Genomic DNA, 22,131 nt, shown 5'->3' with positions numbered 1-22,131 from the left:
CGACAGCCCGCGCGCCCTCGGACCACCCGGTCCGCCCGGCCCGCGGGCTGTCGGCTGTCGTGTTCGGCTTCCTGACCTTCGTGATGGCCGTGTCCGGCGCTCTGACCGCCCCGGTCCGTGCCGACGAGCCTCGCCCGGCCCTGCTGCGGATCGCTCACCTCTCCCCCGACACCCCGGCGGTCGACGTCTCCATGGCCCGGGCCGCAGCGGCGGGGCAGGTGCTGACCGACCCCGGGACGACGGTCGCTGCGGACCTGGCCTACGGCGCTGTCGGGGAGTACCGGCAGGTGGTGTCCGGCGCGTACGCGGTCAGCGTCCGGGGAGCCGGCGCCGCGACCGCGCCGGTGCTCTCGATCCGCGTGGACCTGGAGCCCGGGCAGGCGCGCACCGTCGTCCTCGCCGGCGCGTTCGCCGACCTGGGACTGGAGGTCCTCGACGACGACCTCACCGCTCCCCCGTCCGGCTCGGCGCGCGTCCGGGTCCTGGACGCCTCGTCCGGCCGACCGGGCGTCGAGGTCGCCCTGGACGGAGGTCCGACGCTGGCGAGCGACCTCGCCCTCGGCGACGCGGGCGCCGCCCTCACCGTGCCCGGCGGCCGGCACCGGGCCACCGTGACCGGCTCGGCGACCGCGCAGCCGCTGGACCTCCGGGCGGGCGCGGTGCTGACCCTCCTGGTGCTCGACGCCCCGGGCGGCGGGACGACGCTGCGCGCGGTGGTGGACGCCGCCGGCCCGGCCGAGCTCCCGCGCGGCGGGGTGGCGGCCGGCGGCATCCCCCGGCTCCCCGGAACGGCGCTCCGCCTCCTCCTCGCCTCGCTCACCGGCGCCGCCTCCTCGACCGCGGCCACGCAGCGTTCCGCCCCGCTGCGGCTGACCGCGCCGTCGGTCGGCATCGACGCACCGCTCACCGTCGTCGGGCTCGACGCCGGAGGAACCCTGCTGCCGCCGGCGGACCCGTCGGCCGTCGGCTGGTTCTCCGGCGGTCCGCTGCCGGGCGACACCGGACCGGCCGTGCTGACCGGGCACGTCGACTGGGCGGGGCGGCCCGGCGCACTCCACCGGCTGCACACGATCCCGCTCGGCGCGGAGATCGACGTGGCGCGGGCCGACGGCACGCAGCTCCGCTTCCGCGTCACCGCCGTCGACCGGTACGCCAAGGACGCGTTCCCGACCGGCCGGGTCTACGGGCCGGCGAGCGCCGCCGAGCTGCGGCTGATCACCTGCGGCGGACCGTTCGACCGGGGCCGGGGCAGCTACCGCGACAACGTCGTCGTCTCCGCCACCGCGGTCTGAGCGGTCGGTCAGCGGCGACGGTCGCGCGCCCGCCAGCAGGTGGCGTGCCAGTGGCGTCGCCAGTCCGCCGCCGAGTCGACGTCCCAGGGGTCCAGGTCGGAGTCCCGGGCGTAGGCCGGCCAGGTGACCACGTGCGGCGTCCCCGGGCGGATCTCCTGGTCGCAGCCCGGGCAGCGGTAGGTCTTGCCACTGGCCGAGCCGGTGAGGGCCCGCACGACCCAGTCGCCGTCGGTGGCCTCCTCGACCGTCTCGACGCGACGGCCCGGCTCACGACCGCCTGGTCGTGAGCCGGGCCCTGCCCCCGGACGGGGACGGCGACGGGGCACCCCCGTCAGCGGCTGGCGTAGTCCCGGAACCCGCGGCCGGTCTTGCGGCCGAGGTAGCCGGCGGTGACCAGGTGCTCGAGCAGCGGGGCCGGCGCGAAGCCCGGCTCGCGGAACTCGGTGTAGAGCTCCCGCTCGATGGCGAGCGACACGTCGAGGCCCACGACGTCGAGCAGCTCGAACGGGCCCATCGGGTAACCACAGCCGACCTTCATGGCGGCGTCGATGTCGTCGGCGGTCGCGTAGTGCGCCTCGAGCATCTTCACCGCGTCGTTCAGGTACGGGAAGAGCAGCGCGTTGACGATGAAGCCGGCTCGGTCGGTGCAGGACACCGCGTGCTTCTTCAGCTTCGCCGAGACCGCGTGGATCGTGGCGGCCACGTCGGGCGCGGTGGAGATCGTGGAGACGACCTCGACCAGCTTCATGACCTGCGCCGGGTTGAAGAAGTGCATCCCGACGACGTCGGCCGGGCGGCCGCTGGCCTTGGCGCACTCGATGACCGGGAGGCTCGAGGTGGTGGTGGCCAGCACCGCGCCGGGCTTGGCGATCTCGCCGAGGTTGGCGAACAGCGCCTCCTTGACCGGCAGCGACTCGACGACGGCCTCGATGACCAGGTCGCGGTCGGCCAGGTCGTCCAGCGAGGTGGTGCCGGTGACCCGGCCCAGGATCTCGTCGCGGGCGGACTCCTCGAGCCGGCCGCGCTGCACCTGCTTCTCCAGCGACTTGGCCAGCGCCTTGTGCACGGCCTCGACCTTCTCGGCCGCCCGGGCGACGAAGACGACGTCGTACCCGCCCTTGGCGACGACCTCGATGATGCCGGTCGCCATCGTTCCCGAGCCGACGACGCCCACGGTCTGCACCGGGCGGGCGCCCTCGGCGGCGCCGCCCGGGGTGGGGGTCTGCGCGTCGTCGACGACCTCGGCGGAGCCGGCCTCGGCGTAGGTGTAGAAGCCACGGCCGGACTTACGGCCGAGCAGGCCCGCGGTCATCATCTGCTTGATGATCGGGCTCGGGGCGTGCAGCCGGTTGCGCGACTGCTTGTACATCGTGTCGAGGATCTCGTAGGCGGTGTCGATGCCGATGAGGTCCATCAGCGCGAGCGGGCCCATCGGGAGGCCGCAGCCCAGCCGCATGGCGGCGTCGATGTCCTCGCGCGAGGCGTAGCGGTTCTCGAACATGGAGACCGCGTGGTTGAGGTAGCCGAACAGCAGCGCGTTGGCGATGAAGCCGGCGCGGTCGCCGATGGTCACGTCGACCTTGCCCAGCCGCTCGGCCAGCGCCTCGACGTCCTCGACGACCGAGGGCTCGGTGACGACGGTCTGCACGACCTCGACCAGCTTCATGACCGGCGCCGGGTTGAAGAAGTGCATCCCGATGACCTTGCTCGGCCGGCCGGTGACGACGGAGAGCTCGGTCACCGAGAGGCTCGAGGTGTTGGTCGCCAGGATCGTGTCCGGCGGGCAGATCTTGTCGAGCTTGGCGAAGACCTCGGCCTTGAGCTCCATGCGCTCGGGCACGGCCTCGATGACCAGCTCGGCGTTCGCCAGGTCCTCCAGCGAGGAGCTGAAGCGGATCCGCTCGAAGATCGCGTCGCGCTCTGCGGCGTCGAGCTTGCCGCGGGCGACCGCCCGGTCGGTGGACTGCTCCACGTGGCCGCGGCCACGCGCCAGCGCGTCCTCGGTGATCTCGACGGCGGTGACGGAGACCCCCGCCCGCGCGAGCACCTCCGCGATGCCGGCACCCATGGTGCCCAGCCCCACGACGCCGACCTCGTTCAGTTCCCTGGCCACGAGCTCACTCCCATCCACCGGTGATCGCGGGCAGTCTCTCACCCGGGGTTTCCGCCCGCGCGGGGGCTACCCGCGGGTAACCCCGTTCGGGCGGACGCGCGCCCTCCCCCTCCCCCGCGTCCGCCCGCCGTGCCAGGCTGCCCCGGCAGGCGCCGCCGGGGTGCCGTGCGGAGGAGGTCGCGGTGGGCGCATCCGGGTGGAACCACGTCACCGAGTACCTGGGTGACCCCGAGTCGTCGCTCCAGGCGCTGCGCCGACAGGTCCTGGCCTCCGGGGACTACCTCTGGGACGACGAGAACGACTACCCGGCGCCACGTCCGGCCTCGCTGGCCGAGCTGGACGAGATCCGGCGGGACGACGACTTCTGGGAGGTGGGCACGCACTCGGTCCTCGACGTCGACCGGGTGGTCCCGATGGGCCCGGACCAGGAGGCGGCCGTGCAGCAACTGGACCCGGAGGACGCCGAGCTGGCCTTCGGCACGACGACGCCGACCCGGGAGACGTTCGAGCTCGCCGAGCTGGACGTGCTCCCGTGGGGCGAGCGGTGGAGCGGCCGCTACCAGGTGATCTACGACGGCGGACGGCCCACCCACATCGCCTTCTGGGGCTCCTCCGGCGACTGAGCGCCGGTCAGAACAGGCGCGCGGTGGGGTCGTCGGTGCCCTTGAGGACGGCGTAGTCGACGGTCACGCAGTCGATGCCGCGGTCGGTGGCCAGCACCCGCGCCTGCGGCTTGATCTCCTGCGCGGCGAACACACCCTTGACCGGGGCAAGGAGCGGATCGCGGTTGAGCAGCTCCAGATATCTCGACAGCTGCTCTACTCCGTCGATCTCACCGCGCCGCTTGATCTCCACGGCGACGACCTTCCCGTCGGCGTCCCGGCACAGGAGGTCCACCGGGCCGATCGCCGTGGGGTACTCGCGCCGCACCAGCGTCCAGCCCTGCCCGAAGGTCTCCACGTGCAGGGCGAGCAGCCGCTGGAGCTCGGCCTCCACGCCGTCCTTCTGCAGCCCCGGGTCGACGCCGAGCTCGTGCGCGTGGTCGTGCAGCACCTCGTCGATCGTGATGATCAGCTGCTCCCCGGCCTTGTTGGTCACCGTCCAGGTGCCCGACCCGTCGGCCAGCTCCTCCTTGAGGGAGCACGGGGGGCTCATCCAGTTCAGCGGCTTGTAGGCGCGGTCGTCGGCGTGCACGGACACCGAGCCGTCGGCCTTGACCAGCAGCAGACGGGGTGCCATCGGCAGATGGGCGGTGAGCCGACCGATGTAGTCGACGGAGCAGCGGGCGATGACCAGGCGCACGGGCGCCGACGGTACCGGTCCCCGGCATCGCCACGCCGACCCGTGCTCTGCGGAAACTCGCGGGACCGAATCGTGGTGACCGGCGCCACAGCGGCCGACAATGACATGCGTGGAAGACGAGGACGGGTTGGACGGGGAGTGGGTCCACTGGCTCCTCGACGCCGCACGGGCGCGCCTCGGCATGGACATCGCCTGGGTCTCGGTGTTCACCGAGGGGCGCCAGCTCATCACCTCCGCGGTCGGCGACCTCGCCGGGATGAACGTGCGCGAGGGCATGAGCGCTCCGCTGGAGGGCTCCTACTGCGTCCGGGTCCTGAGCGGGCAGCTCCCACCGGTCGTCACCGGAGCCGCGCGCGACCCGCGCACCCGCGACCTCGGGATCACCGCCGAGCTGGGGATCGGCTCCTACGTCGGCGCCCCCGTCCGCGACGCCGACCACCGCCCGGTGGGCATGCTCTGCTGCCTCAGCCGGGAGGCCGGCAGCCACCTCGACGGGGACTCGGCGCGCACCGTCGAGCTGCTCGCCGACCTGATCAGCGACCACCTGCGCAACGGTCCCCCCGGCGCAGCACGGGACCTCGCCGCCCGACGAGCGCGGGTCCGCGAGTTCCTCGCCTCCGGCGCGGTCGTGACCCATCTCCAGCCCGTGGTGGACATGACCAGCGGCGTCGTCGTCGGGCACGAGGCGCTGAGCCGCTTCCCCGGGTGGACCGGCCCCGGGGTGGCCGGCCTGTTCAGCGAGGCCGCCGCGGTGGGGCTCGGCGTCGAGCTGGAGCTGCTCGCCCTGCGGGCCGCACTGGACGTCGCCGACGGGCTCTCCGCCCCGCTGCCCGTGGCCGTCAACCTCTCCCCCGAGGCACTGCTCGCCGACCCGGTCCTCCACCTGCTGCTGGAGCCCCGGGACCACCCGCTGGCGGTCGAGATCACCGAGCACAGCCGGATCGACGACTACGACGCCGTGCTGGTGGCGACGACCCGGCTGCGCGAGCGCGGCATCGGGGTCAGCGTGGACGACGCCGGGGCCGGCTACGCGAGCCTGCGGCACATCCTCCGGCTGCGCCCCGACGTCATCAAGCTCGACATCGGCCTGGTCATGGGTGTCCACACCGACCTGGCCCGGCAGGCGATGACCTCGGCCATGGTGGCCTTCGCCGGGGAGACCGGCGCCCGGCTGGTCGCCGAGGGCGTCGAGGACGAGGCGGAGCGGGACGCGCTGCTCGGCCGCGGGGTCCGCTTCGGTCAGGGCTACCTGTTCGGCCGGCCCCGCCCCGCGGAGGAGGTGCTGGTGTGAGAGGCGGCGTGCGGGCGTGGCCCCTCGCCCTCGTGGTCGCGCTCAGCGGCTGCACCCAGGCCGATGGGAGCCCCGCACCCAGCACGACGGACGGCCCTGCGCCGGCCACCGTCGTCCTGCAGATCGCCGATGTCGGCGGTTTCGTCCCGGCGGTGTACACCGCCACGCGTCTGCCGTCGGTCACCGTGTACTCCGACGGCCGCGTGCTCACCCCCGAGCCGCTCCCGGCGAGCCCTCCGGTCCCGGCCCTGCACCCCCTGCAGGTGCACCAGGTCGACGAGTCGGGGGGGCGGCGGCTCGTCGACCTCGCCGTCGACGCCGGGGTGACGGCCACCGATGACCTGGGCGACCCGTCGATCACCGACCTGTCGACCACCCGCTTCGAGCTGCGCACCGACACGGTCTCCGCCACGCGCGACGTGTACGGGCTCGGCTACGGGTCGGTGCTCCCCGCCCCGGGGGCCTCCGGGCTGACCCCGGACCAGCTCGCCGGACGCGACCGGCTGTCCGGGCTGCTGGCGCAGCTGGAGGACCCCGCGTCGGCTCTCGGACCGGACCGGGTCCGCGGGCCCGAGCCGTACGAGCCGGAGGCCGTCGCCGCCGTCTTCACGCCCTTCGTCCAGCCCTCCTGGGATCCGGTCCCGCCCGCTCGGCCCTGGCCCGGGCCGCCACTCCCCGGGGCGCTCGACGGGCCCGGGCTCGACTGCGTGCTGGTCACCGGCGACGCCCTCGGCCCGGTCCTCGACGCGGCCGCCGACGCCACCGACCGCACCCCGTGGACGACGTCCGACGGCCAGCGCTGGACCGTCGTGCTGCGCGTGCTGCTTCCCCACGAGAACGGCTGCGAGGACCTGCCCACCCGCTGAGACGCCGACGGCCCGGCACCCCGAGAGGGGCACCGGGCCGACGGCCTGGTCGATCAGGCGGTGACGGGCTGCCGCAGGTCGGCGTCCACGCCGTCGGTCTCCCCGGCCGTCGCCAGCGGCTCGGCCGGACGACCGGTCCGGAACCGCTCGAGGTCGAGGATGCCCTCCCGCTTGGCCACGATGGTCGGCACCAGCGCCTGGCCGGCGACGTTCACCGCGGTGCGGCCCATGTCGAGGATCGGGTCGATGGCCAGCAGCAGGCCGACGCCGGCCAGCGGCAGGCCCAGCGTGGAGAGCGTCAGGGTCAGCATGACGACAGCACCGGTGACCCCGGCCGTGGCCGCCGAGCCGATGACCGACACGAGCGCGATGAGCAGGTAGTCGGTGATCGACAGGTCCACGCCGAAGAACTGGGCCACGAAGATCGCGGCGAGCGCCGGGTAGATCGCGGCGCAACCGTCCATCTTCGTCGTCGCGCCCAGCGGCACGGCGAACGAGGCGTAGGACCGCGGGACGCCCAGGTTCTGCTCGGTCACCCGCTCGGTCACCGGCAGGGTACCGATGGAGGAGCGGGAGACGAAGGCCAGCTGGATGGCGGGCCAGGCACCGGCGAACCAGCGCAGCGGCGAGAGGCCGTGGGCCTTGAGCAGCACCGGGTAGACGACGAACAGCACCAGCGCGAGCCCGGCGTAGACGGCGCCGGCGAACACTCCGAGCGAGCCCAGGGAGTCCCAGCCGTAGCTGGCGACGGCGTTGCCGATCAGGCCGACGGTGCCCAGCGGGGCCAGCAGGATGACCCACCAGAGCACCTTCTGCACGACCGCCAGAGCGGCGCGCACGAAGCCGAGGAACGGCTCAGCTGCCTGGCCGACCTTGAGGACGGCGACGCCGATCGCGATCGAGAGAACGATCAGCTGCAGCACGTTGAACGACAGGCCGACGGACCCGTCGGGCCCCGCGGAGGCCTGCAGGCCCAGGATGTTGCCGGGCACCAGGCCCTTGAGGAAGTCCCACCAGCCACCGGTGGCCGGCGGCGGCGCCTGCAGCGCGGCGTCGACCGAGCTGTTCCGGCCGGGCTCGGTGAGCAGGCCGAGGCCGATGCCGATGGAGACGGCGATCAGCGCGGTGATGGCGAACCACAGCAGTGTCTGGCCGGCCAGCCGGGCGGCGTTGGACACCTGCTTGAGGTTGGCGATGGAGACGATGACGGCGGTGACGATCAGCGGCGGCACCAGCGTCTTGAGCAGCGCGACGAAGCTGCTGCCGATGGTCTGGAGGGTGCTGGTGAGCCAGTTCGGCGAGCCGTCGGCGACGGGGCCGATCTCGCGGGCGACGAGGCCGAGGGCGACGCCGACGACGAGGGCGAGCAGCACCTGCGCCGCGAAGGGCACACGGCGGAGACGAGCGAGCACGGGAGAGATGTCCGTTTCTGGGAGGGGGCGGGAGGGTCGGAGGCCGGTCAGGCCCGACAACGCCCCGCGGTGACGCGGCAGTGGTCGACGGTCCGTCGCCGCGTCAGGCCCCAGATGTTGCGCACGCGAGGACCAAGCCGACCCGAGCGGCGCTTCTTCCCGACGTGGGGGCTCTCACGGCGAGCCGTGGCCCGATCGTGATCTTTCGGCCGGATCTCCTGCCAGGATGTGGCGCCAGTCACACCTACGACACTCTCAGTCAGGAGAGCCCATGCCCTCGTGGCGTCACCTCGCTGCCGGACTCGGCACGGTCACCCTGTGCGCGCTCGGGACCGCCGTCCCCGCCCAGGCCGCCGGTCCCGGCTACGTCGCCCTCGGCGACTCCTACTCGTCCGGCACCGGGACGCGCACCTACCTCGCCGACGGCTCCTCGTGCCAACGGTCGGTGTACGCCTATCCCTCGCTGGTCGCGGCCAGCAAGGGGTACGACCTGAACTTCCGGGCCTGCTCCGGGGCCAAGGTGGCCGACGTGACGTCGCTGCAGCTGAGCGCCCTGTCCAGCAGCACCGCCTACGTCACCATCAGCGTCGGCGGGAACGACGCCGGCTTCGCCGACGTGATGACCACCTGCGCCCAGCCCGCCTGGGCCAGCGACTGCAACGGCGCCATCGCCGGCGCCCAGAGCATCATCACCGGCCCGCTGCCGGGCCGGCTCAGCACCCTGTACGCCGCCATCCGGAGCAAGGCGCCCCAGGCGACCGTCGTCGTCGCCGGCTATCCGCGGATCTTCAACGGCGAGGACTGCAACGCCCTCACCTGGTTCTCGCCCGACGAGGAGACCCGGCTCAACGCGATGGCGGACCTGCTCAACGCGCGCATCGCCACCGCGGCGTCGGCGGCCGGCTTCCGGTTCGTGAACCCGACGACGGCCTTCACCGGGCACGCCGTGTGCGACGACGTCGAATGGGTCAACGGACTGTCCAGCCCGGTCAGCGAGTCCTACCACCCCAACCGGTCGGGGCAGTCCTCCGGTTACACCCCGCTGGTCGGTGGCCGGCTCACCGGGACGACGGTGACGGCGACCGCGAGCGTGCTGGCGACCGCCGAGGCGAGCGCGACCGAGCTGACCGCGCAGCAGCGTGGGCACGCCGCCCGCGACCGGGCGGTCCGTCCCGCGGAGTTCCGGGCACCGGACCTGACGAGCCCGGCCACGAAGGCCGCGGCGGCGCGCGCCGGTGTGGACCTGTCCGACCGGGCGAGCATCGACGCGGCCGACGCGCGTTACGCGGCCGAGCAGGCGCACGCCGGGTGACCGGTGGCGTCCGGGCCGGGGACTCCCCCGGCCCGGACGCCGACCACGTCAGACCCCCGCCGGCACCTTGCCCGCCAGGCCGTGGGCCTCGCGGATCACGTCGACGACCTGACCCATGATGTCGTTGAGCCCGAAGTCCTTCGGCGTGAAGACCCGGGCGACGCCCTGCTCGCGCAGCCGCCGGGCGTCGCTGTCGGGGATGATGCCGCCGACCACCACGGGGACGTCGTCCAGGCCGGCGTCCTTCAGGCCCTGGAGCACCGCCGGCACGACCTGCAGGTGCGAGCCCGAGAGCACCGAGAGCCCGACGACGTGCACGTCCTCCTCCACCGCGGCGGAGACGATCTGCGAGGGCGTCAGGCGGATGCCCTGGTAGATCACCTCGAAGCCGGCGTCACGCGCGCGGACGGCGATCTGCTCCGCACCGTTGGAGTGACCGTCGAGTCCCGGCTTGCCGACCAGGAACCGCAGCCGGCCGCCGATCTCCTCTCCGGTCGCCCGGACGCGCTCGCGCACCTCCACCAGGGTCTCGTCGGCCTCGCCACCGCCGGTGGCCGCAGCGACGCCGGTGGGGGCGCGGTACTCGCCGAACACCTCGCGCAGCACCCCGGCCCACTCCCCGGTGGTCACGCCCGCCCGGGCGCAGTCGAGGGTGGCCGCCATGAGGTTCTCGCTGGTGCCGGCGACCTGGCGCAGCCGCTCGAGTGCCCGCTCCACCGGCTCCGGGTCCCGCTCGGCACGCCACTTCTGCACGGCCTCCTGCGCGGCGGACTCCACGGCCGGGTCCACGACCATGATCGCGGTGTCCAGGTCCGCGGTCAGCGGGTTGGGCTCGGTGCTGTCGAACTTGTTGACGCCGACGACGACGTCCTCACCGCTCTCCATCCGCCGGCGGCGCTCGGCCAGGGAGGCGACGAGCTGGCCCTTCATGTAGCCGGACTCGACCGCGGCGACCGCGCCACCCATCTCCTCCACGCGGGCCATCTCGGCGCGCGCGCCCTCGATGATGTCGGCGACCTTCTTCTCGACGACGACGGAGCCGGTGAACAGGTCGTCGTACTCGAGCAGGTCGGTCTCGTAGGCCAGCACCTGCTGCAGCCGCAGCGACCACTGCTGGTCCCACGGCCGCGGGAGGCCCAGGGCCTCGTTCCAGGCCGGCAGCTGCACGGCGCGGGCGCGGGCGTCCTTGGACAGGGTGACCGCGAGCATCTCGAGCACGATGCGCTGCACGTTGTTCTCCGGCTGCGCCTCGGTCAGACCCAGGGAGTTGACCTGCACGCCGTAGCGGAAGCGGCGGTGCTTGGGGTCCTCGACGCCGTAGCGCTCCTTCGTCAGCTCGTCCCAGAGCTGGGTGAAGGCCCGCATCTTGCACATCTCCTCGACGAAGCGGACGCCCGCGTTGACGAAGAAGGAGATGCGCGCGACGACCTCGCCGAACTTCTCCTGCGGCACCTGGCCGGAGTCGCGCACCGAGTCGAGCACGGCGATGGCGGTGGAGAGCGCGTAGGCGATCTCCTGCTCCGGCGTCGCCCCGGCCTCCTGCAGGTGGTAGCTGCAGATGTTGGTCGGGTTCCACTTCGGCATGGCCGTCACCGTGTAGGCGACCATGTCGGTGATCAGCCGCATCGACGGAGCCGGCGGGAAGACGTAGGTCCCCCGCGACAGGTACTCCTTGATGATGTCGTTCTGCGTCGTCCCGGCGAGCTTGGCGACGTCGTGCCCGTGCTCCTCGGCGACCGCCTGGTAGAGCGCGAGCAGCCACATGGCCGTGGCGTTGATGGTCATCGACGTGTTCATCTCGTCGAGCGGGATGCCGTCGAAGAGGGCGCGCATGTCACCGATGTGCGTGACCGGCACGCCGACCTTCCCGACCTCACCGCGGGCGAGCTCGTCGTCGGGGTCGTACCCGGTCTGCGTCGGCAGGTCGAAGGCGACCGAGAGACCGGTCTGCCCCTTCGCCAGGTTGCGCCGGTACAGGGCGTTGGACTCGGCCGGCGAGGAGTGGCCGGCGTAGGTGCGCATGACCCAGGGGCGGTCGCGCTCCTTCGGCGATGAAGGGAACGGCATGTCGCGGAAGTGTAGGGCGGTTACCCGTCGGTAGCAGCCCCGCCCGCGACAGGTGTGCGGTGGCACACTCGTTCGGGGGGGCGACGAGGGAGGTGCGATGCCGGTCGACGCCGTGGGGCCGCTCGTGGCGGTCGTCGTCCTGGGACTGCTGGTGCTGTTCACCCGGTGGGCCTTCAGCACACGGGCCCCGTCCGCCCCGGACCCCGCCGACGACGGGCTGCTCACGCGGGTGGCGACCCTCGGCCGGCGCGAGTCGGCGCTCCAGCTGCGCGCGTTGCTGTCGGACGCGGGCATCCGGTCGACCGTCCGCTTCCCCGCCGCGGACCGCGCCGACGTGCTGGTGTTCGCCGAGGACGCCGACCGGGCCAGAGCGCTGGCCGCCTCGTTCCCCGGGACCTGAGTCAGTCGGGGCGCTGGGTGCGCTCGATGGTGGCGCCCAGGCCGCGCAGCTGTTCCACGAAGTCCGGGTAGCCGCGGTCGACGTGGTAGGCGTCCTGCACCTCGGTGACTCCGTCGGAGCACAGGCCGGCCAGCACGAGTCCCGCTCCGGCACGGATGTCGCTGGCGAGCACCGGGGCGCTGGAGAACCGCTCCCGGCCGCGGACGACGGCGTGGTGGCCGTCGATGCGGATGTCGGCGCCCAGCCGCACCAGTTCGTTGACGAACATGAACCGGCCCTCGAACACGTTCTCGGTGATGAGCGCGGTCCCGGTCGACACGGCGGCCAGCGCCACCGCCATCGGCTGCAGGTCGGTGGGGAACCCGGGGAAGGGCAGGGTGACGACGTCGACGCAGCGCGGCCGGTCGTCCATCGCCACGCGCACGCCGACGGGCAGCACCTCGATGCGTGCGCCGGCGTCGGTGAGCTTGTCCAGTGCCACGCTGAGGTGGTCGCCGACCGCGCGCTCGATCACGACGTCGCCCCGTGTCATGACCGCGCCGATCGCCCAGGTGCCGGCGACGATCCGGTCGGGCACGGTCGTGTACTCGACCGGGGAGAGCGTGTCGACGCCCTCCACGGTGATCGTCGAGGTGCCCGCGCCGTCGATGCGCGCGCCCATGGCGGTCAGCATCCGGCAGAGGTCGACGATCTCCGGTTCGCGGGCCGCGTTGTCCACCACCGTCGTCCCCTGCGCCAGCACGGCGGCCATCACGAGGTTCTCCGTGGCGCCGACCGACGGGAAGTCCAGCCAGATGGAGGCGCCGGTGAGCCGCGGGGCGGTGGCGATGAGGAAGCCGTGCTCGCTGACGATGGTGGCGCCGAGCCGCTCCAGGCCGGAGATGTGCATGTCCAGGCCCCGCGAGCCGATGGCATCGCCGCCGGGGAGCGCCACGCGGGCCGACCCGCACCGGGCGACCAGCGGCCCGAGCACGTTGATCGACGCACGCATCTTGCGGACCAGGTCGTAGTCGGTCTCCGTCGACGGCTTCTCCGGCACGTCGATGCTGAGCCGTCCGCCGCCACCGCTGCCGGGGACCCGGTCGTAGGAGACCTCGCACCCCAGCCGGCGCAGGACCTCGCTCATGATCGTCACGTCGAGGATGTCGGGCACCTCGTCGATGGTCGACCGGCCGGTCGCCAGCAGCGCCGCGGCCATGAGCTTGAGGGCGCTGTTCTTGGCCCCGGTCACCCGGACCCGGCCCTCGAGCCTCGTGCCACCGGTCACCTCGAAGCAGTCCACCGGACCACCCTACGGTGGCCCCGGCGCAGGGTCCCGCCGCGAGCCTGCGAGCGGCGGGGGCGGCGGTGCCCTTCCTCTACGCTCCAGCCATGACGGTCCGGCTGACGCGCATCTACACGAAGACCGGTGACGCCGGTCAGACGCACCTCGGCGACATGAGCCGGGTCGCGAAGACCGATCCGCGCCTGGTGGCCTACGCCGACGTCGACGAGGCCAACAGCGTCATCGGCGTGGCCCTGGCACTCGGCTCGGTGGAGCCGGGCATCGTCGAGCTGCTGCGCAGCATCCAGAACGACCTGTTCGACATCGGCGCCGACCTGTGCACGCCGATCGTCGAGAACCCGGCCTACCCGCCGCTGCGGATCACCTCCGAGTACACCGAGCGGCTCGAGGCGGCCTGCGACACCTACAACGAGACGCTGCCGAAGCTCTCCAGCTTCATCCTCCCCGGCGGCACTCCCGCGGCCGCGCTGCTGCACCAGGCGCGCGTGGTCGTGCGGCGCGCCGAGCGGAGCGTGTGGGCGCTGCTGGAGGCCGAGCCGGAGCGGACCAACGCCGAGACGGCGCGCTACCTCAACCGGCTGTCGGACCTGGTCTTCATCCTGTCCCGCATCGCCAACCCCGGCGGCGACATCCTGTGGGAGCCGGGAGCGCACAGCGGCGCCCACGTGCAGCGGAAGGCGGCGGCGGAGATGACGCCGGAGCAGCCCGCCGGCTGACCGCGGGTCACGCCGGCGGGGGCGCCGACTCCACCCACGACAGGAAGCCGGTCAGGGTGGAGGGCTCCATCGCCAGCTCGCGGCGCCCGGCCGCCGTGCTGCACTCCAGGACGACGACGTCGCCCGGCAGCGCCAGGTCGTCGCGGCCGGCCGACCGCTGCGACTGCACGCGGAACTCCGCACGGCACAGCCGCTGCTGGGGGCGCACCGAGAGGGACAGCGCCCGGTACCAGAGCAGCGCGTCCCCGCCGTACCAGGCGACGCCGACCGACCAGCGTGGTGACCCCTCGGGGCGGAACCACATGGTGACCGCGCCGAGGCCGGAGAGGAGGAAGCGGCGGCGCAGCAGGAAGACCACGACGACGAGCAGCAGCAGGACGCCGATCAGGACCAGCAGGGCCGTGGTCATCCGCGCTGCCCGGGGAACTCGCCAAAGGTCAGACGTTCTCGCCGGCCGCCCGGAGCCGGGACTGGGCGCGGCGCACCGCAGCCTGGGCCTCGGGGTCGTCGCGCTCGCCCTCGGCGCGACGGAGCGCCTCACGGGCCCGCTCGACGTCGATCTCGTTCGAGATCTCCGCGTTCTCGGCGAGGATCGAGACGCCCTCGCCGGTGATCGACAGGAACCCGCCGTGGGCGGCGACGATCAGGTCCTCGCCCTCGACGGTGCGGATGGTGACGACGCCGCCGTCGGCCAGCTGGGCCAGCACGGGAGCGTGGCCGGCCAGGATGCCCAGCTCGCCCTCGGTGGTACGGGCGATCACGGTCGTGGCCTCGCCGGACCAGATCTTGCGCTCGACGGCCACCAACTCGACCTGCAGGGTCGCCACGACACTCCTCGGGTTCCACCGCTCCGTCAGCGGAGGGTGCGGTGCGTTCGGTCCGACGGCCCGGGAGCCGACGGCGGATGTGGGCAGTCTAGCGGCGTGTCGCCGCACGAGCCGGTGCCGGGTCGTGGGCGGAACGACGGTGCTAGGAGGCGCGGCGGTACAACAGGGTCCAGCGGCCGACGCGGACCCAGGGGTGACGGACGACGGTCGAGGGCGCCCATCCCTCGGTGTCGAAGCCGGGCTCCTCGACGGTGACGGGGGCGTACGGAGGCCAGGTCCAGTCGCGGCTGTCCCCGTCGGGGAATCGCAGCACCCTGCTGTCCCGCTCCACGTCGCCCCTCGGTCCGGCGCCCGGTGCTCGGGCGCGCTCGCGCAGATGGTCGGCACGCGGGACCGCTCTCCGCAGAGCGGCCAGGCGCGAATCACCCGATCAGGGGACGAGGAGGAGCCGCACCTCACCCGGAACGACGACGGCCGGACCCCCTCGCGGGGATCCGGCCGGCGGCGTGACGAGCTGGCAGGTCAGGACTTCTTGAGCTTGTCCGCGTTGCGCTCGAGGTCCTCGAGACCACCGCACATGAAGAACGCCTGCTCCGGCACGTGGTCGTACGTGCCCTCGGTGAGCGACTTGAAGGCCTCGAGGGTCTCCGACAGGGGCACGAACGAACCGGGCTGACCGGTGAAGGCCTCGGCGACGAACATGTTCTGCGAGAGGAAGCGCTCGATGCGCCGGGCACGGTTGACCGTGACCTTGTCCTCCTCGGAGAGCTCGTCGATGCCGAGGATGGCGATGATGTCCTGGAGCTCCTGGTAGCGCTGCAGGATCCGCTGCACCTCGCGGGCGATGGAGTAGTGCTCCTGCCCGACGTACTGCGGGTCGAGGATCCGGCTGGTGGAGTCCAGCGGGTCGACGGCCGGGTAGATGCCCTTCTCCGAGATCGGACGGGAGAGAACCGTCGTCGCGTCGAGGTGGGCGAAGGTGGTGTGCGGCGCCGGGTCGGTGATGTCGTCGGCGGGCACGTAGATCGCCTGCAGCGAGGTGATCGAGCGACCCCGGGTCGAGGTGATGCGCTCCTGCAGCAGACCCATCTCGTCGGCCAGCGTCGGCTGGTAACCCACGGCCGAGGGCATGCGGCCCAGCAGCGTCGACACCTCGGAACCGGCCTGGGTGAACCGGAAGATGTTGTCGATGAAGAGCAGCACGTCCTGGTTCTGCTCGTCGCGGAAGTACTCCGCCATCGTCAGGGCCGAGAGGGCCACGCGCAGACGGGTGCCCGGGGGCTCGTCCATCTGGCCGAAGACCAGCGCGGTGGACTCGATGACGCCGGACTCGGTCATCTCCGTGATGAGGTCGTTGCCCTCACGGGTGCGCTCGCCGACACCGGCGAACACCGACACACCACCGAACTCCTGGGCGACGCGACGGATCATCTCCTGGATGAGGACCGTCTTGCCGACGCCGGCACCGCCGAAGAGGCCGATCTTCCCGCCGGCCACGTAGGGGGTCAGCAGGTCGATGACCTTGATGCCGGTCTCCAGCATCTCGGTGCGGCCCTCGAGCTGGTCGAACCGCGGCGCCTGCCGGTGGATCGACCAGTGCGGGGCGTCCTCGGCGTACCCGGGGGTGTCGAGGCAGTCCCCGAGGGCGTTGAACACGTGGCCCTTGGTGACGTCGCCGACCGGGACGCTGATGGGCGCGCCGGTGTCGGAGACCTCGGCGCCGCGGACGAGGCCGTCGGTCGGCTGCATCGAGATGGTGCGGACGACGTTCTCGCCCAGGTGCTGCGCGACCTCGAGGGTCAGCGTCTTGCTGAGGTCGGCGAGCGTGACGTCGACCTTCAGCGCGTTGAACAGGTCCGGCATCGCGTCGCGCGGGAACTCGACGTCGACGACCGGCCCGGTGACCCGCACGACGCGGCCGGTGGCCTGCGTCTGCGAGGTGGTCGGACGGTCCTCGGTGACGGTCATCTGTACTGCTCTCCTGCCCTGGGGCGTCGGGATGTCTGAGGTGTGGTCTGGGGGTCAGTCGCCGGAGTTGGACGACACCAGCGCGTCGGCGCCGCCGACGATCTCGCTGATCTCCTGCGTGATCTCCGCCTGGCGGGCCTGGTTGGCCTGCCGGGACAGGTTCTTCGCCAGCTCCTCGGCGTTGTCGGACGCCGATTTCATCGCCCGGCGACGCGACGCGGACTCGGACGCGGCCGACTCCAGCATCGCCGCGTAGATGCGCGTGGTGATGTACTTCGGCAGCAGGGCGTCCAGCAGCCCCTCGGCCGAGGGCTCGAACTCGTAGGCAGCCTGCGGACCGTCGTCCTTGGCGACGCCGTGCTCGCGGTCCTCGCGCTCGTAGTCGAACTCCTCGACCTCCTCGACCTCCAGCGGAGCCATCCGCTTGGCGACCGGGACCTGCGCGAGCAGCGACCGGAACTCGGTGTAGACGATGTGCAGCTCGTCGACGCCGAGGACACCGTCGGCACCGGGGCCGCCGTCGGCGTCGTCCGCACCGGAGGTGAACGCCTCGATGAGGACGCGACCGACCTCCTGGGCGTCGGGGTAGTTCGGCTGCTCGGAGAAGCCGGTGAAGGTGTCGGCCATCTCGCGGTCGCGGAAGGAGTAGTAGGTCTCCCCCTTGCGGCCGACCACGTACAGCACCGGCTCCTTGCCCTCCTGCCGGAGCAGGGAGAGCAGCTCCTCGGTCCGCCGGAGCACGTTCACGTTGTACGAGCCGGCGAACCCGCGGTCGGAGGTGATGACCAGGACCGCCGCCCGGCGCGGGTTCTCGCGCTCGGTGAGCAGCGGGTGGTCGAGGCTGGCCGAGGAGGCCAGCGCCGACAGCACCCGCGTGATCTCCCGGGCGTAGGGCTTGGACGCCTCCACCCGGGCCTGGGCGCGCACGATGCGGGCACCGGCGATCAGCTCCTGGGCCGAGAAGATCTTCTTCGTCGACTGGGTGGAGCGGATGCGGCGCCGCAGCGCGCGGAGAGAGCCGGCCATGGGTCAGCTGCCCCGCTTGACCTGGACGCGCTCCTGGCCACGCTCCGAGGCGTCCATGGCCTGCGCCTCGGGCTCGTTGCCCGCCAGCGTCTCGCCCTCGGAGGTGGTGAACTGGCCGTAGAAGGTCTCCACGGCCCGCTCCAGGCTGCCCACGGTGTCGTCCTCGAGCTTCTTCGACTCACGGATGGTGTCGAAGATGCCGTTGTCGCCGCGGCCGATGAAGTCGAGGAACTCCGACTCGAACCGGCGCACGTCGGGCACGGGGACCCGGTCGAGCTTGCCGGTGGTGCCCAGCCACAGCGAGACGACCTCGCGCTCGACCGAGTACGGCGAGTACTGGCCCTGCTTGAGCAGCTCGACCAGACGCTGGCCGCGGTCCAGGGTGGCCCGGCTGGAGGCGTCGAGGTCGGAGGAGAACGAGGAGAACGCCTCGAGCTCGCGGTACTGGGCCAGGTCCAGGCGCAGCCGCCCGGCGACCGAGCGCATGGCCTTGATCTGTGCGGACCCACCGACGCGCGACACCGAGATGCCGACGTTGATGGCCGGGCGGACACCGGAGTTGAACAGACCCGTCTCGAGGAAGATCTGGCCGTCGGTGATGGAGATGACGTTGGTCGGGATGTAGGCCGACACGTCGTTGCCCTTGGTCTCGATGAGCGGGAGACCCGTCATCGACCCGGCGCCCAGCTCGTCGGAGAGCTTGGCGCAGCGCTCCAGCAGGCGGGAGTGCAAGTAGAAGACGTCGCCGGGGTAGGCCTCGCGGCCCGGCGGGCGGCGCAGCAGGAGCGAGACCGCGCGGTAGGCCTCGGCCTGCTTGGTGAGGTCGTCGAACACGATGAGGACGTGCTTGCCCTCGTACATCCAGTGCTGGCCGATGGCCGAGCCGGTGTAGGGGGCGATGTACTTGAAGCCGGCGGCCTCGGAGGCCGGGGCGGCCACGATGGTCGTGTACTCCATCGCGCCGGCCTCCTCGAGGGCCGAGCGGATCGAGGCGATCGTCGAGCCCTTCTGGCCGACGGCGACGTAGATGCAGCGCACCTGCTGGGCCGGGTCACCGGTGGCCCACGCCTGCTTCTGGTTGATGATCGCGTCGATCGCGATCGCGGTCTTGCCGGTCTGGCGGTCGCCGATGATCAGCTGGCGCTGGCCGCGGCCGATCGGCGTCATGGCGTCGATCGCCTTGATGCCGGTCTGCAGCGGCTCGTGCACCGACTGGCGCTGGACCACGGTCGGGGCCTGCAGCTCCAGTGCTCGGCGGCCCGTGGTCTCGATCGCGCCACCACCGTCGATCGCGTTGCCCAGCGGGTCGACGACCCGGCCGAGGTAGCCGTCGCCGACCGGCACCGAGAGCACCTCGCCGGTGCGGCGGACCTGCTGGCCCTCCTCGATCCCGGAGAAGTCACCGAGGATGACCACGCCGACCTCGCGGACGTCGAGGTTCAGCGCCAGGCCACGCACACCGCTCTCGAACTCGAGCAGCTCGTTGGTCATGACCGAGGGCAGGCCCTCGACACGCGCGATGCCGTCGCCGGCCTCGGTGACGATCCCGACCTCTTCCCGGGAGACGTCGGGCGAGTACTCGGTGACGTAGTTCTGGATGGCGCTGCGGATCTCGTCTGCGGAGATCGTCAACTCGGCCATGGCTCGAAGTCCTCTTCCCTGCGGGGTCGTGTCTGTGGTGTGTGGGCGGTCAGCCGGCCAGCTGCCGTCGGGCAGCTTCCAGGCGGTGGGCGATCGTGCCGTCGATGACCTCGTCGCCCACCTGGACGAGCAGGCCGCCGATCACCGTGGGGTCCACGGTCACGTGCAACCCGATGGTCCGCCCGTAGAGGCGGCCGAGCACCTCGGTCAGCCGCTGCTCCTGGGCGGGCGTCAGCGCCGCCGCCGTGGTGACGCGCGCGATCGACTGCCCGCGACGCCGGCTGGCGACGTCGGACAGCCGCTCGATGGCGACCCCGGCAGTACCGACGTGCGAGCCGGTCAGGACGTTCCGGAGGAGCTGCTCGGTCACCCGGTTGACCCGCCCCGAGAGGAGCCGGTCCAGCAGAGCGGACTTGCCCTCCGCCGGCGCGGTGCGGTCACTGAGGATCCGCGACAGCTCCTGGTCGCCGGCGACGATCCGGCCGAACCGGAAGAGCTCGTCCTCGACGTCGTCGAGCTCGCCGGTGGCGTCGGCCGCGTCCAGGGCGGCCTCGGTCGCCAGGGTCGACAGCGCCTCGGCGAGGTCGAGGGGACGCGACCACCGCTGGCGCACGGTCACCTCGACGACGTCGAGGGCCTCGGCCTGCAGCCGCGAGCCGAACAGCCGCTGCGCGAGCGCCGCGCGCTCGTCGGGCTTGCCCGACGGGTCGGACAGCGCCCGGCGCAGCGTCGGCTGCGCCTCCAGCAGGCGACCGACGGCGAACAGCTCGTCGGCCAGGCCCAGCAGCGCCGGACCGGCCGCTCCCTGGGTGCGCTCGGACAGGCGCTCGCGCGCCTGCACGAGCGCCTCCCGGCTGGATGCCTCCATCAGCGGTTGCCCTCCGGCACGGGAACGCCACCGCGACCGTCCGCCGCGCTCATGCCGTCGAGCTGGTCGAGGAACCGGTCGACCGTGCCCTGACGACGAGCGTCGTCGGCGAGCGACTCGCCGACCACGCGGCCGGCGAGGTCGACGGCGAGCGCGCCGATCTGGCCGCGGAGCTCGTTGACCACCTGCTGGCGGGCAGCGGCGATCTGCTCCTCGCCACGGGCGACGATGCGAGCCGACTCCTCCTGCGCCTGGGCGCGGAGCTCCTCGATGATCTGCTGCCCCTCCGCGCGCGCGGCGTCGCGGATCTGGGCGGCCTCGTTGCGGGCCTCGGCCAGCTGCGACCGGTACTGCTCGAGAGCAGCCTTGGCCTCGGCCTGCATGGCCTCGGCCCGCTCGATGCCACCCTCGATGGTCTGCTGGCGCTCGGCCAGCATGGCCTCCAAGCGCGGGACCACGAAGCGCTTGTAGAGGAAGTAGAGGACGGCGAAGGAGATGATGCCGACGATCAGCTCACCCGGGTGCGGGATGACCGGGTAGGCCGTCTCCCAGAAGCCGCCCTCGCCGCTCTCGGCGGCGAGGACGCCGGCGGCGGTGTCGATCGTGCCCATCAGATGTTCTCCTTCCGACCCTCGGTCACGAGAAGACGAAGGCCAGGGCGATGCCGAAGATGGCCAGCTGCTCGCAGAGCACGAAGCCCAGGATGGCGATGGTCTGCAGCACGTTGCGGGTCTCGGGCTGACGCGCCACACCGCTCACGTAGGCGGCGAAGATCAGGCCGATGCCCACGCCCGGGCCGATGGCCGAGAGGCCGTAGCCGATGATCGCGAGGTTGCCTTCCATGGGTGTTTCCGTTCCTCTCAGTCAGGTCCGTGCCGCCGGGTGGCGCACGCGGTGGTGCAGTTCTGGGGCCGGGACCCCACGGACGTCAGTGGTCGTCCGCGTAGACCTCGGCGATGTAGATCGAGGCCAGCAGGATGAAGACGTAGGCCTGCAGGAACGCGATCAGGATCTCGAACGCGGTGAACAGGAAGAACATGAAGAACGCCGGCAGCGAGATGACCCGCAGGAGCCCCTCACCGTGCAGCAGGAAGTACTCGCCACCGAGGGCGAAGAGCAGCAGCAGGATGTGCCCGGCGAACATGTTGCCGAAGAGCCGCAGCGTGAGCGTCACCGGGCGGGTGATCAGGAAGGTCACCAGCTCGAGCACGAACACGACCGGCACGACCCACCAGGGCAGCCCGCTGGGCACCAGGTTCTTGAGGAAGCCACCCAGGCCGCGCCGGCGGACGCCGGCGACCAGGTAGACGACGTAGACCCCGAGTGCGAGGGCGAGCGGGAAACCGATCCGGCTCATCGTCGGGAACTGGACGGGCGGGATGATGCCCATCAGGTTGTTGACGAGGATCAGCGTGAAGAGCGTGAACAGCAGCGGCAGGTACGGCCGGAAGTGCGCCGAGCCGATGATGTCGCGACCGATCGAGTTGCGGACCAGGCCGTAGACGCCCTCGAGGCGGAACTGCCCGCGCCCCGGGACGACGGACAGGCGGCGCGTCGCCGCCATCATGACGACCGCGAGGCCGATGGTGACCAGCACCATCACGACCATGGTCCGGGTGATGGCGAAGGCGCCGTCACCGACCAGCGGCTGCCAGAAATCGGGCGCGCTCGGCGGGACGAACTCCTCGGCGGCCGAGACCACGGTCGTCACTACTCAGCCTCCGTCAGGAACTTCTGCGGTTGGG

Annotated in this window: 23 protein-coding genes; 7 read left to right on the top strand and 16 right to left on the bottom strand. The window is 72.2% G+C overall.

Annotation, left to right across the window (positions count from 1 at the left end):
- Positions 1 to 59 precede the first annotated feature (59 nt).
- On the top strand, positions 60 to 1,292 hold the full coding sequence (locus tag DQ237_RS08240; protein ID WP_113798984.1) for a class F sortase: 1,233 nt from the start codon (positions 60 to 62) through the stop codon (positions 1,290 to 1,292).
- An 8-nt stretch (positions 1,293 to 1,300) separates the two neighbouring features.
- On the opposite strand, the gene DQ237_RS08235 is transcribed toward DQ237_RS08240, so the two are convergent.
- Together DQ237_RS08235 and DQ237_RS08230 are read right to left on the bottom strand one after the other, a co-directional pair.
- Positions 1,301 to 1,507 (bottom strand): hypothetical protein, encoded by a 207-nt coding sequence (locus DQ237_RS08235; RefSeq protein WP_113798982.1) that lies wholly within the window; start codon positions 1,505 to 1,507, stop codon positions 1,301 to 1,303.
- Positions 1,508 to 1,623: 116 nt separating this feature from the next.
- The gene (locus DQ237_RS08230; RefSeq protein WP_113798980.1) at positions 1,624 to 3,405 is read right to left on the bottom strand and encodes a 3-hydroxyacyl-CoA dehydrogenase family protein; all 1,782 of its coding nucleotides are present in this window, start codon (positions 3,403 to 3,405) and stop codon (positions 1,624 to 1,626) included.
- A gap of 182 nt (positions 3,406 to 3,587) precedes the next feature.
- On the opposite strand from DQ237_RS08230, the gene DQ237_RS08225 reads away from it, so the two are divergent.
- The gene (locus DQ237_RS08225) at positions 3,588 to 4,028 is read left to right on the top strand and encodes a hypothetical protein (protein WP_113798978.1); all 441 of its coding nucleotides are present in this window, start codon (positions 3,588 to 3,590) and stop codon (positions 4,026 to 4,028) included.
- 7 nt (positions 4,029 to 4,035) lie between these two features.
- Here the strand turns inward: DQ237_RS08225 and nucS are convergent, their stop codons facing one another.
- On the bottom strand, positions 4,036 to 4,707 hold the full coding sequence (gene nucS, locus DQ237_RS08220; RefSeq protein WP_113798976.1) for an endonuclease NucS: 672 nt from the start codon (positions 4,705 to 4,707) through the stop codon (positions 4,036 to 4,038).
- A gap of 109 nt (positions 4,708 to 4,816) precedes the next feature.
- On the opposite strand from nucS, the gene DQ237_RS08215 reads away from it, so the two are divergent.
- Both DQ237_RS08215 and DQ237_RS08205 read left to right on the top strand, forming a co-directional pair.
- Complete coding sequence (locus tag DQ237_RS08215) at positions 4,817 to 5,998, top strand: EAL domain-containing protein (protein ID WP_166509546.1); 1,182 nt, start codon at positions 4,817 to 4,819, stop codon at positions 5,996 to 5,998.
- A gap of 8 nt (positions 5,999 to 6,006) precedes the next feature.
- On the top strand, positions 6,007 to 6,864 hold the full coding sequence (locus tag DQ237_RS08205) for a hypothetical protein (RefSeq protein WP_147251764.1): 858 nt from the start codon (positions 6,007 to 6,009) through the stop codon (positions 6,862 to 6,864).
- Between the two features lie 53 nt (positions 6,865 to 6,917).
- Here DQ237_RS08205 and DQ237_RS08200 read toward each other — a convergent pair whose 3' ends face one another.
- Positions 6,918 to 8,276: a dicarboxylate/amino acid:cation symporter gene (locus DQ237_RS08200; RefSeq protein WP_113798968.1), complete on the bottom strand. Its 1,359-nt coding sequence runs from the start codon at positions 8,274 to 8,276 to the stop codon at positions 6,918 to 6,920.
- 271 nt (positions 8,277 to 8,547) lie between these two features.
- On the opposite strand from DQ237_RS08200, the gene DQ237_RS08195 reads away from it, so the two are divergent.
- Complete coding sequence (locus DQ237_RS08195) at positions 8,548 to 9,588, top strand: SGNH/GDSL hydrolase family protein (RefSeq protein WP_113798966.1); 1,041 nt, start codon at positions 8,548 to 8,550, stop codon at positions 9,586 to 9,588.
- A gap of 48 nt (positions 9,589 to 9,636) precedes the next feature.
- On the opposite strand, the gene DQ237_RS08190 is transcribed toward DQ237_RS08195, so the two are convergent.
- Positions 9,637 to 11,655: a protein meaA gene (locus DQ237_RS08190; protein ID WP_113798964.1), complete on the bottom strand. Its 2,019-nt coding sequence runs from the start codon at positions 11,653 to 11,655 to the stop codon at positions 9,637 to 9,639.
- Positions 11,656 to 11,752: 97 nt separating this feature from the next.
- Between DQ237_RS08190 and DQ237_RS08185 the strand changes: the two genes are divergently transcribed.
- The gene (locus DQ237_RS08185) at positions 11,753 to 12,055 is read left to right on the top strand and encodes a hypothetical protein (protein ID WP_113798962.1); all 303 of its coding nucleotides are present in this window, start codon (positions 11,753 to 11,755) and stop codon (positions 12,053 to 12,055) included.
- A 1-nt stretch (position 12,056) separates the two neighbouring features.
- Here DQ237_RS08185 and murA read toward each other — a convergent pair whose 3' ends face one another.
- The gene (gene murA, locus DQ237_RS08180) at positions 12,057 to 13,337 is read right to left on the bottom strand and encodes a UDP-N-acetylglucosamine 1-carboxyvinyltransferase (RefSeq protein ID WP_113798960.1); all 1,281 of its coding nucleotides are present in this window, start codon (positions 13,335 to 13,337) and stop codon (positions 12,057 to 12,059) included.
- 89 nt (positions 13,338 to 13,426) lie between these two features.
- Here murA and DQ237_RS08175 point away from each other — a divergent pair, with 89 nt between their 5' ends.
- A complete protein-coding gene (locus tag DQ237_RS08175; protein WP_113799410.1) occupies positions 13,427 to 14,056 on the top strand; it encodes a cob(I)yrinic acid a,c-diamide adenosyltransferase in 630 nt (209 codons plus the stop codon).
- A gap of 7 nt (positions 14,057 to 14,063) precedes the next feature.
- Here the strand turns inward: DQ237_RS08175 and DQ237_RS08170 are convergent, their stop codons facing one another.
- The 10 genes from DQ237_RS08170 to atpB all read right to left on the bottom strand — a co-directional run bounded on the left by DQ237_RS08170 (position 14,064) and on the right by atpB (position 22,097).
- Positions 14,064 to 14,465: a DUF2550 domain-containing protein gene (locus tag DQ237_RS08170; RefSeq protein WP_113798958.1), complete on the bottom strand. Its 402-nt coding sequence runs from the start codon at positions 14,463 to 14,465 to the stop codon at positions 14,064 to 14,066.
- Between the two features lie 28 nt (positions 14,466 to 14,493).
- Positions 14,494 to 14,883, bottom strand: a complete 390-nt coding sequence (locus DQ237_RS08165) for a F0F1 ATP synthase subunit epsilon (protein WP_113798956.1) — start codon at positions 14,881 to 14,883, stop codon at positions 14,494 to 14,496.
- A 142-nt stretch (positions 14,884 to 15,025) separates the two neighbouring features.
- The gene (locus DQ237_RS19695; RefSeq protein WP_166509545.1) at positions 15,026 to 15,196 is read right to left on the bottom strand and encodes a hypothetical protein; all 171 of its coding nucleotides are present in this window, start codon (positions 15,194 to 15,196) and stop codon (positions 15,026 to 15,028) included.
- A 209-nt stretch (positions 15,197 to 15,405) separates the two neighbouring features.
- Positions 15,406 to 16,851 carry a F0F1 ATP synthase subunit beta gene (gene atpD, locus DQ237_RS08155; RefSeq protein ID WP_113798952.1) on the bottom strand — a complete coding sequence of 482 codons (1,446 nt, stop codon included), beginning with the start codon at positions 16,849 to 16,851 and terminating at the stop codon, positions 15,406 to 15,408.
- A gap of 54 nt (positions 16,852 to 16,905) precedes the next feature.
- Positions 16,906 to 17,877, bottom strand: a complete 972-nt coding sequence (locus tag DQ237_RS08150) for a F0F1 ATP synthase subunit gamma (RefSeq protein WP_113798950.1) — start codon at positions 17,875 to 17,877, stop codon at positions 16,906 to 16,908.
- A 3-nt stretch (positions 17,878 to 17,880) separates the two neighbouring features.
- The gene (gene atpA / locus DQ237_RS08145) at positions 17,881 to 19,518 is read right to left on the bottom strand and encodes a F0F1 ATP synthase subunit alpha (RefSeq protein ID WP_113798948.1); all 1,638 of its coding nucleotides are present in this window, start codon (positions 19,516 to 19,518) and stop codon (positions 17,881 to 17,883) included.
- 49 nt (positions 19,519 to 19,567) lie between these two features.
- A complete protein-coding gene (locus tag DQ237_RS08140) occupies positions 19,568 to 20,386 on the bottom strand; it encodes a F0F1 ATP synthase subunit delta (protein WP_113798946.1) in 819 nt (272 codons plus the stop codon).
- Positions 20,386 to 20,997 carry a F0F1 ATP synthase subunit B gene (locus DQ237_RS08135; protein ID WP_113798944.1) on the bottom strand — a complete coding sequence of 204 codons (612 nt, stop codon included), beginning with the start codon at positions 20,995 to 20,997 and terminating at the stop codon, positions 20,386 to 20,388. The genes DQ237_RS08140 and DQ237_RS08135 overlap by 1 nt, the downstream gene beginning before the upstream one ends.
- A 25-nt stretch (positions 20,998 to 21,022) precedes the next feature.
- The gene (locus tag DQ237_RS08130; RefSeq protein ID WP_113798942.1) at positions 21,023 to 21,229 is read right to left on the bottom strand and encodes an ATP synthase F0 subunit C; all 207 of its coding nucleotides are present in this window, start codon (positions 21,227 to 21,229) and stop codon (positions 21,023 to 21,025) included.
- A gap of 85 nt (positions 21,230 to 21,314) precedes the next feature.
- Positions 21,315 to 22,097, bottom strand: a complete 783-nt coding sequence (gene atpB / locus DQ237_RS08125; protein ID WP_205730116.1) for a F0F1 ATP synthase subunit A — start codon at positions 22,095 to 22,097, stop codon at positions 21,315 to 21,317.
- Between the last annotated feature and the right edge of the window lie 34 nt (positions 22,098 to 22,131).

The sequence above is a fragment of the Blastococcus sp. TF02-8 genome, from assembly GCF_003319175.1.
Taxonomy (GTDB): Bacteria; Actinomycetota; Actinomycetes; order Mycobacteriales; family Geodermatophilaceae; genus Blastococcus.
Note: the sequence above shows the minus strand (reverse complement) of the source record. Positions and strands in the feature narration are given on the sequence as shown.

Coding starts and splice junctions, on each gene's coding strand:
- DQ237_RS08195 (WP_113798966.1), top strand. CDS start 8,548: ATGCCCTCGTGGCGTCACCTCGCTGCCGGACTCGGCACGGTCACCCTG.
- DQ237_RS08190 (WP_113798964.1), bottom strand. CDS start 11,655: ATGCCGTTCCCTTCATCGCCGAAGGAGCGCGACCGCCCCTGGGTCATG.
- DQ237_RS08185 (WP_113798962.1), top strand. CDS start 11,753: ATGCCGGTCGACGCCGTGGGGCCGCTCGTGGCGGTCGTCGTCCTGGGA.
- DQ237_RS08175 (WP_113799410.1), top strand. CDS start 13,427: ATGACGGTCCGGCTGACGCGCATCTACACGAAGACCGGTGACGCCGGT.
- DQ237_RS08170 (WP_113798958.1), bottom strand. CDS start 14,465: ATGACCACGGCCCTGCTGGTCCTGATCGGCGTCCTGCTGCTGCTCGTC.
- atpD (WP_113798952.1), bottom strand. CDS start 16,851: ATGACCGTCACCGAGGACCGTCCGACCACCTCGCAGACGCAGGCCACC.
- DQ237_RS08150 (WP_113798950.1), bottom strand. CDS start 17,877: ATGGCCGGCTCTCTCCGCGCGCTGCGGCGCCGCATCCGCTCCACCCAG.
- atpA (WP_113798948.1), bottom strand. CDS start 19,518: ATGGCCGAGTTGACGATCTCCGCAGACGAGATCCGCAGCGCCATCCAG.
- DQ237_RS08140 (WP_113798946.1), bottom strand. CDS start 20,386: ATGGAGGCATCCAGCCGGGAGGCGCTCGTGCAGGCGCGCGAGCGCCTG.
- DQ237_RS08135 (WP_113798944.1), bottom strand. CDS start 20,997: ATGGGCACGATCGACACCGCCGCCGGCGTCCTCGCCGCCGAGAGCGGC.
- DQ237_RS08130 (WP_113798942.1), bottom strand. CDS start 21,229: ATGGAAGGCAACCTCGCGATCATCGGCTACGGCCTCTCGGCCATCGGC.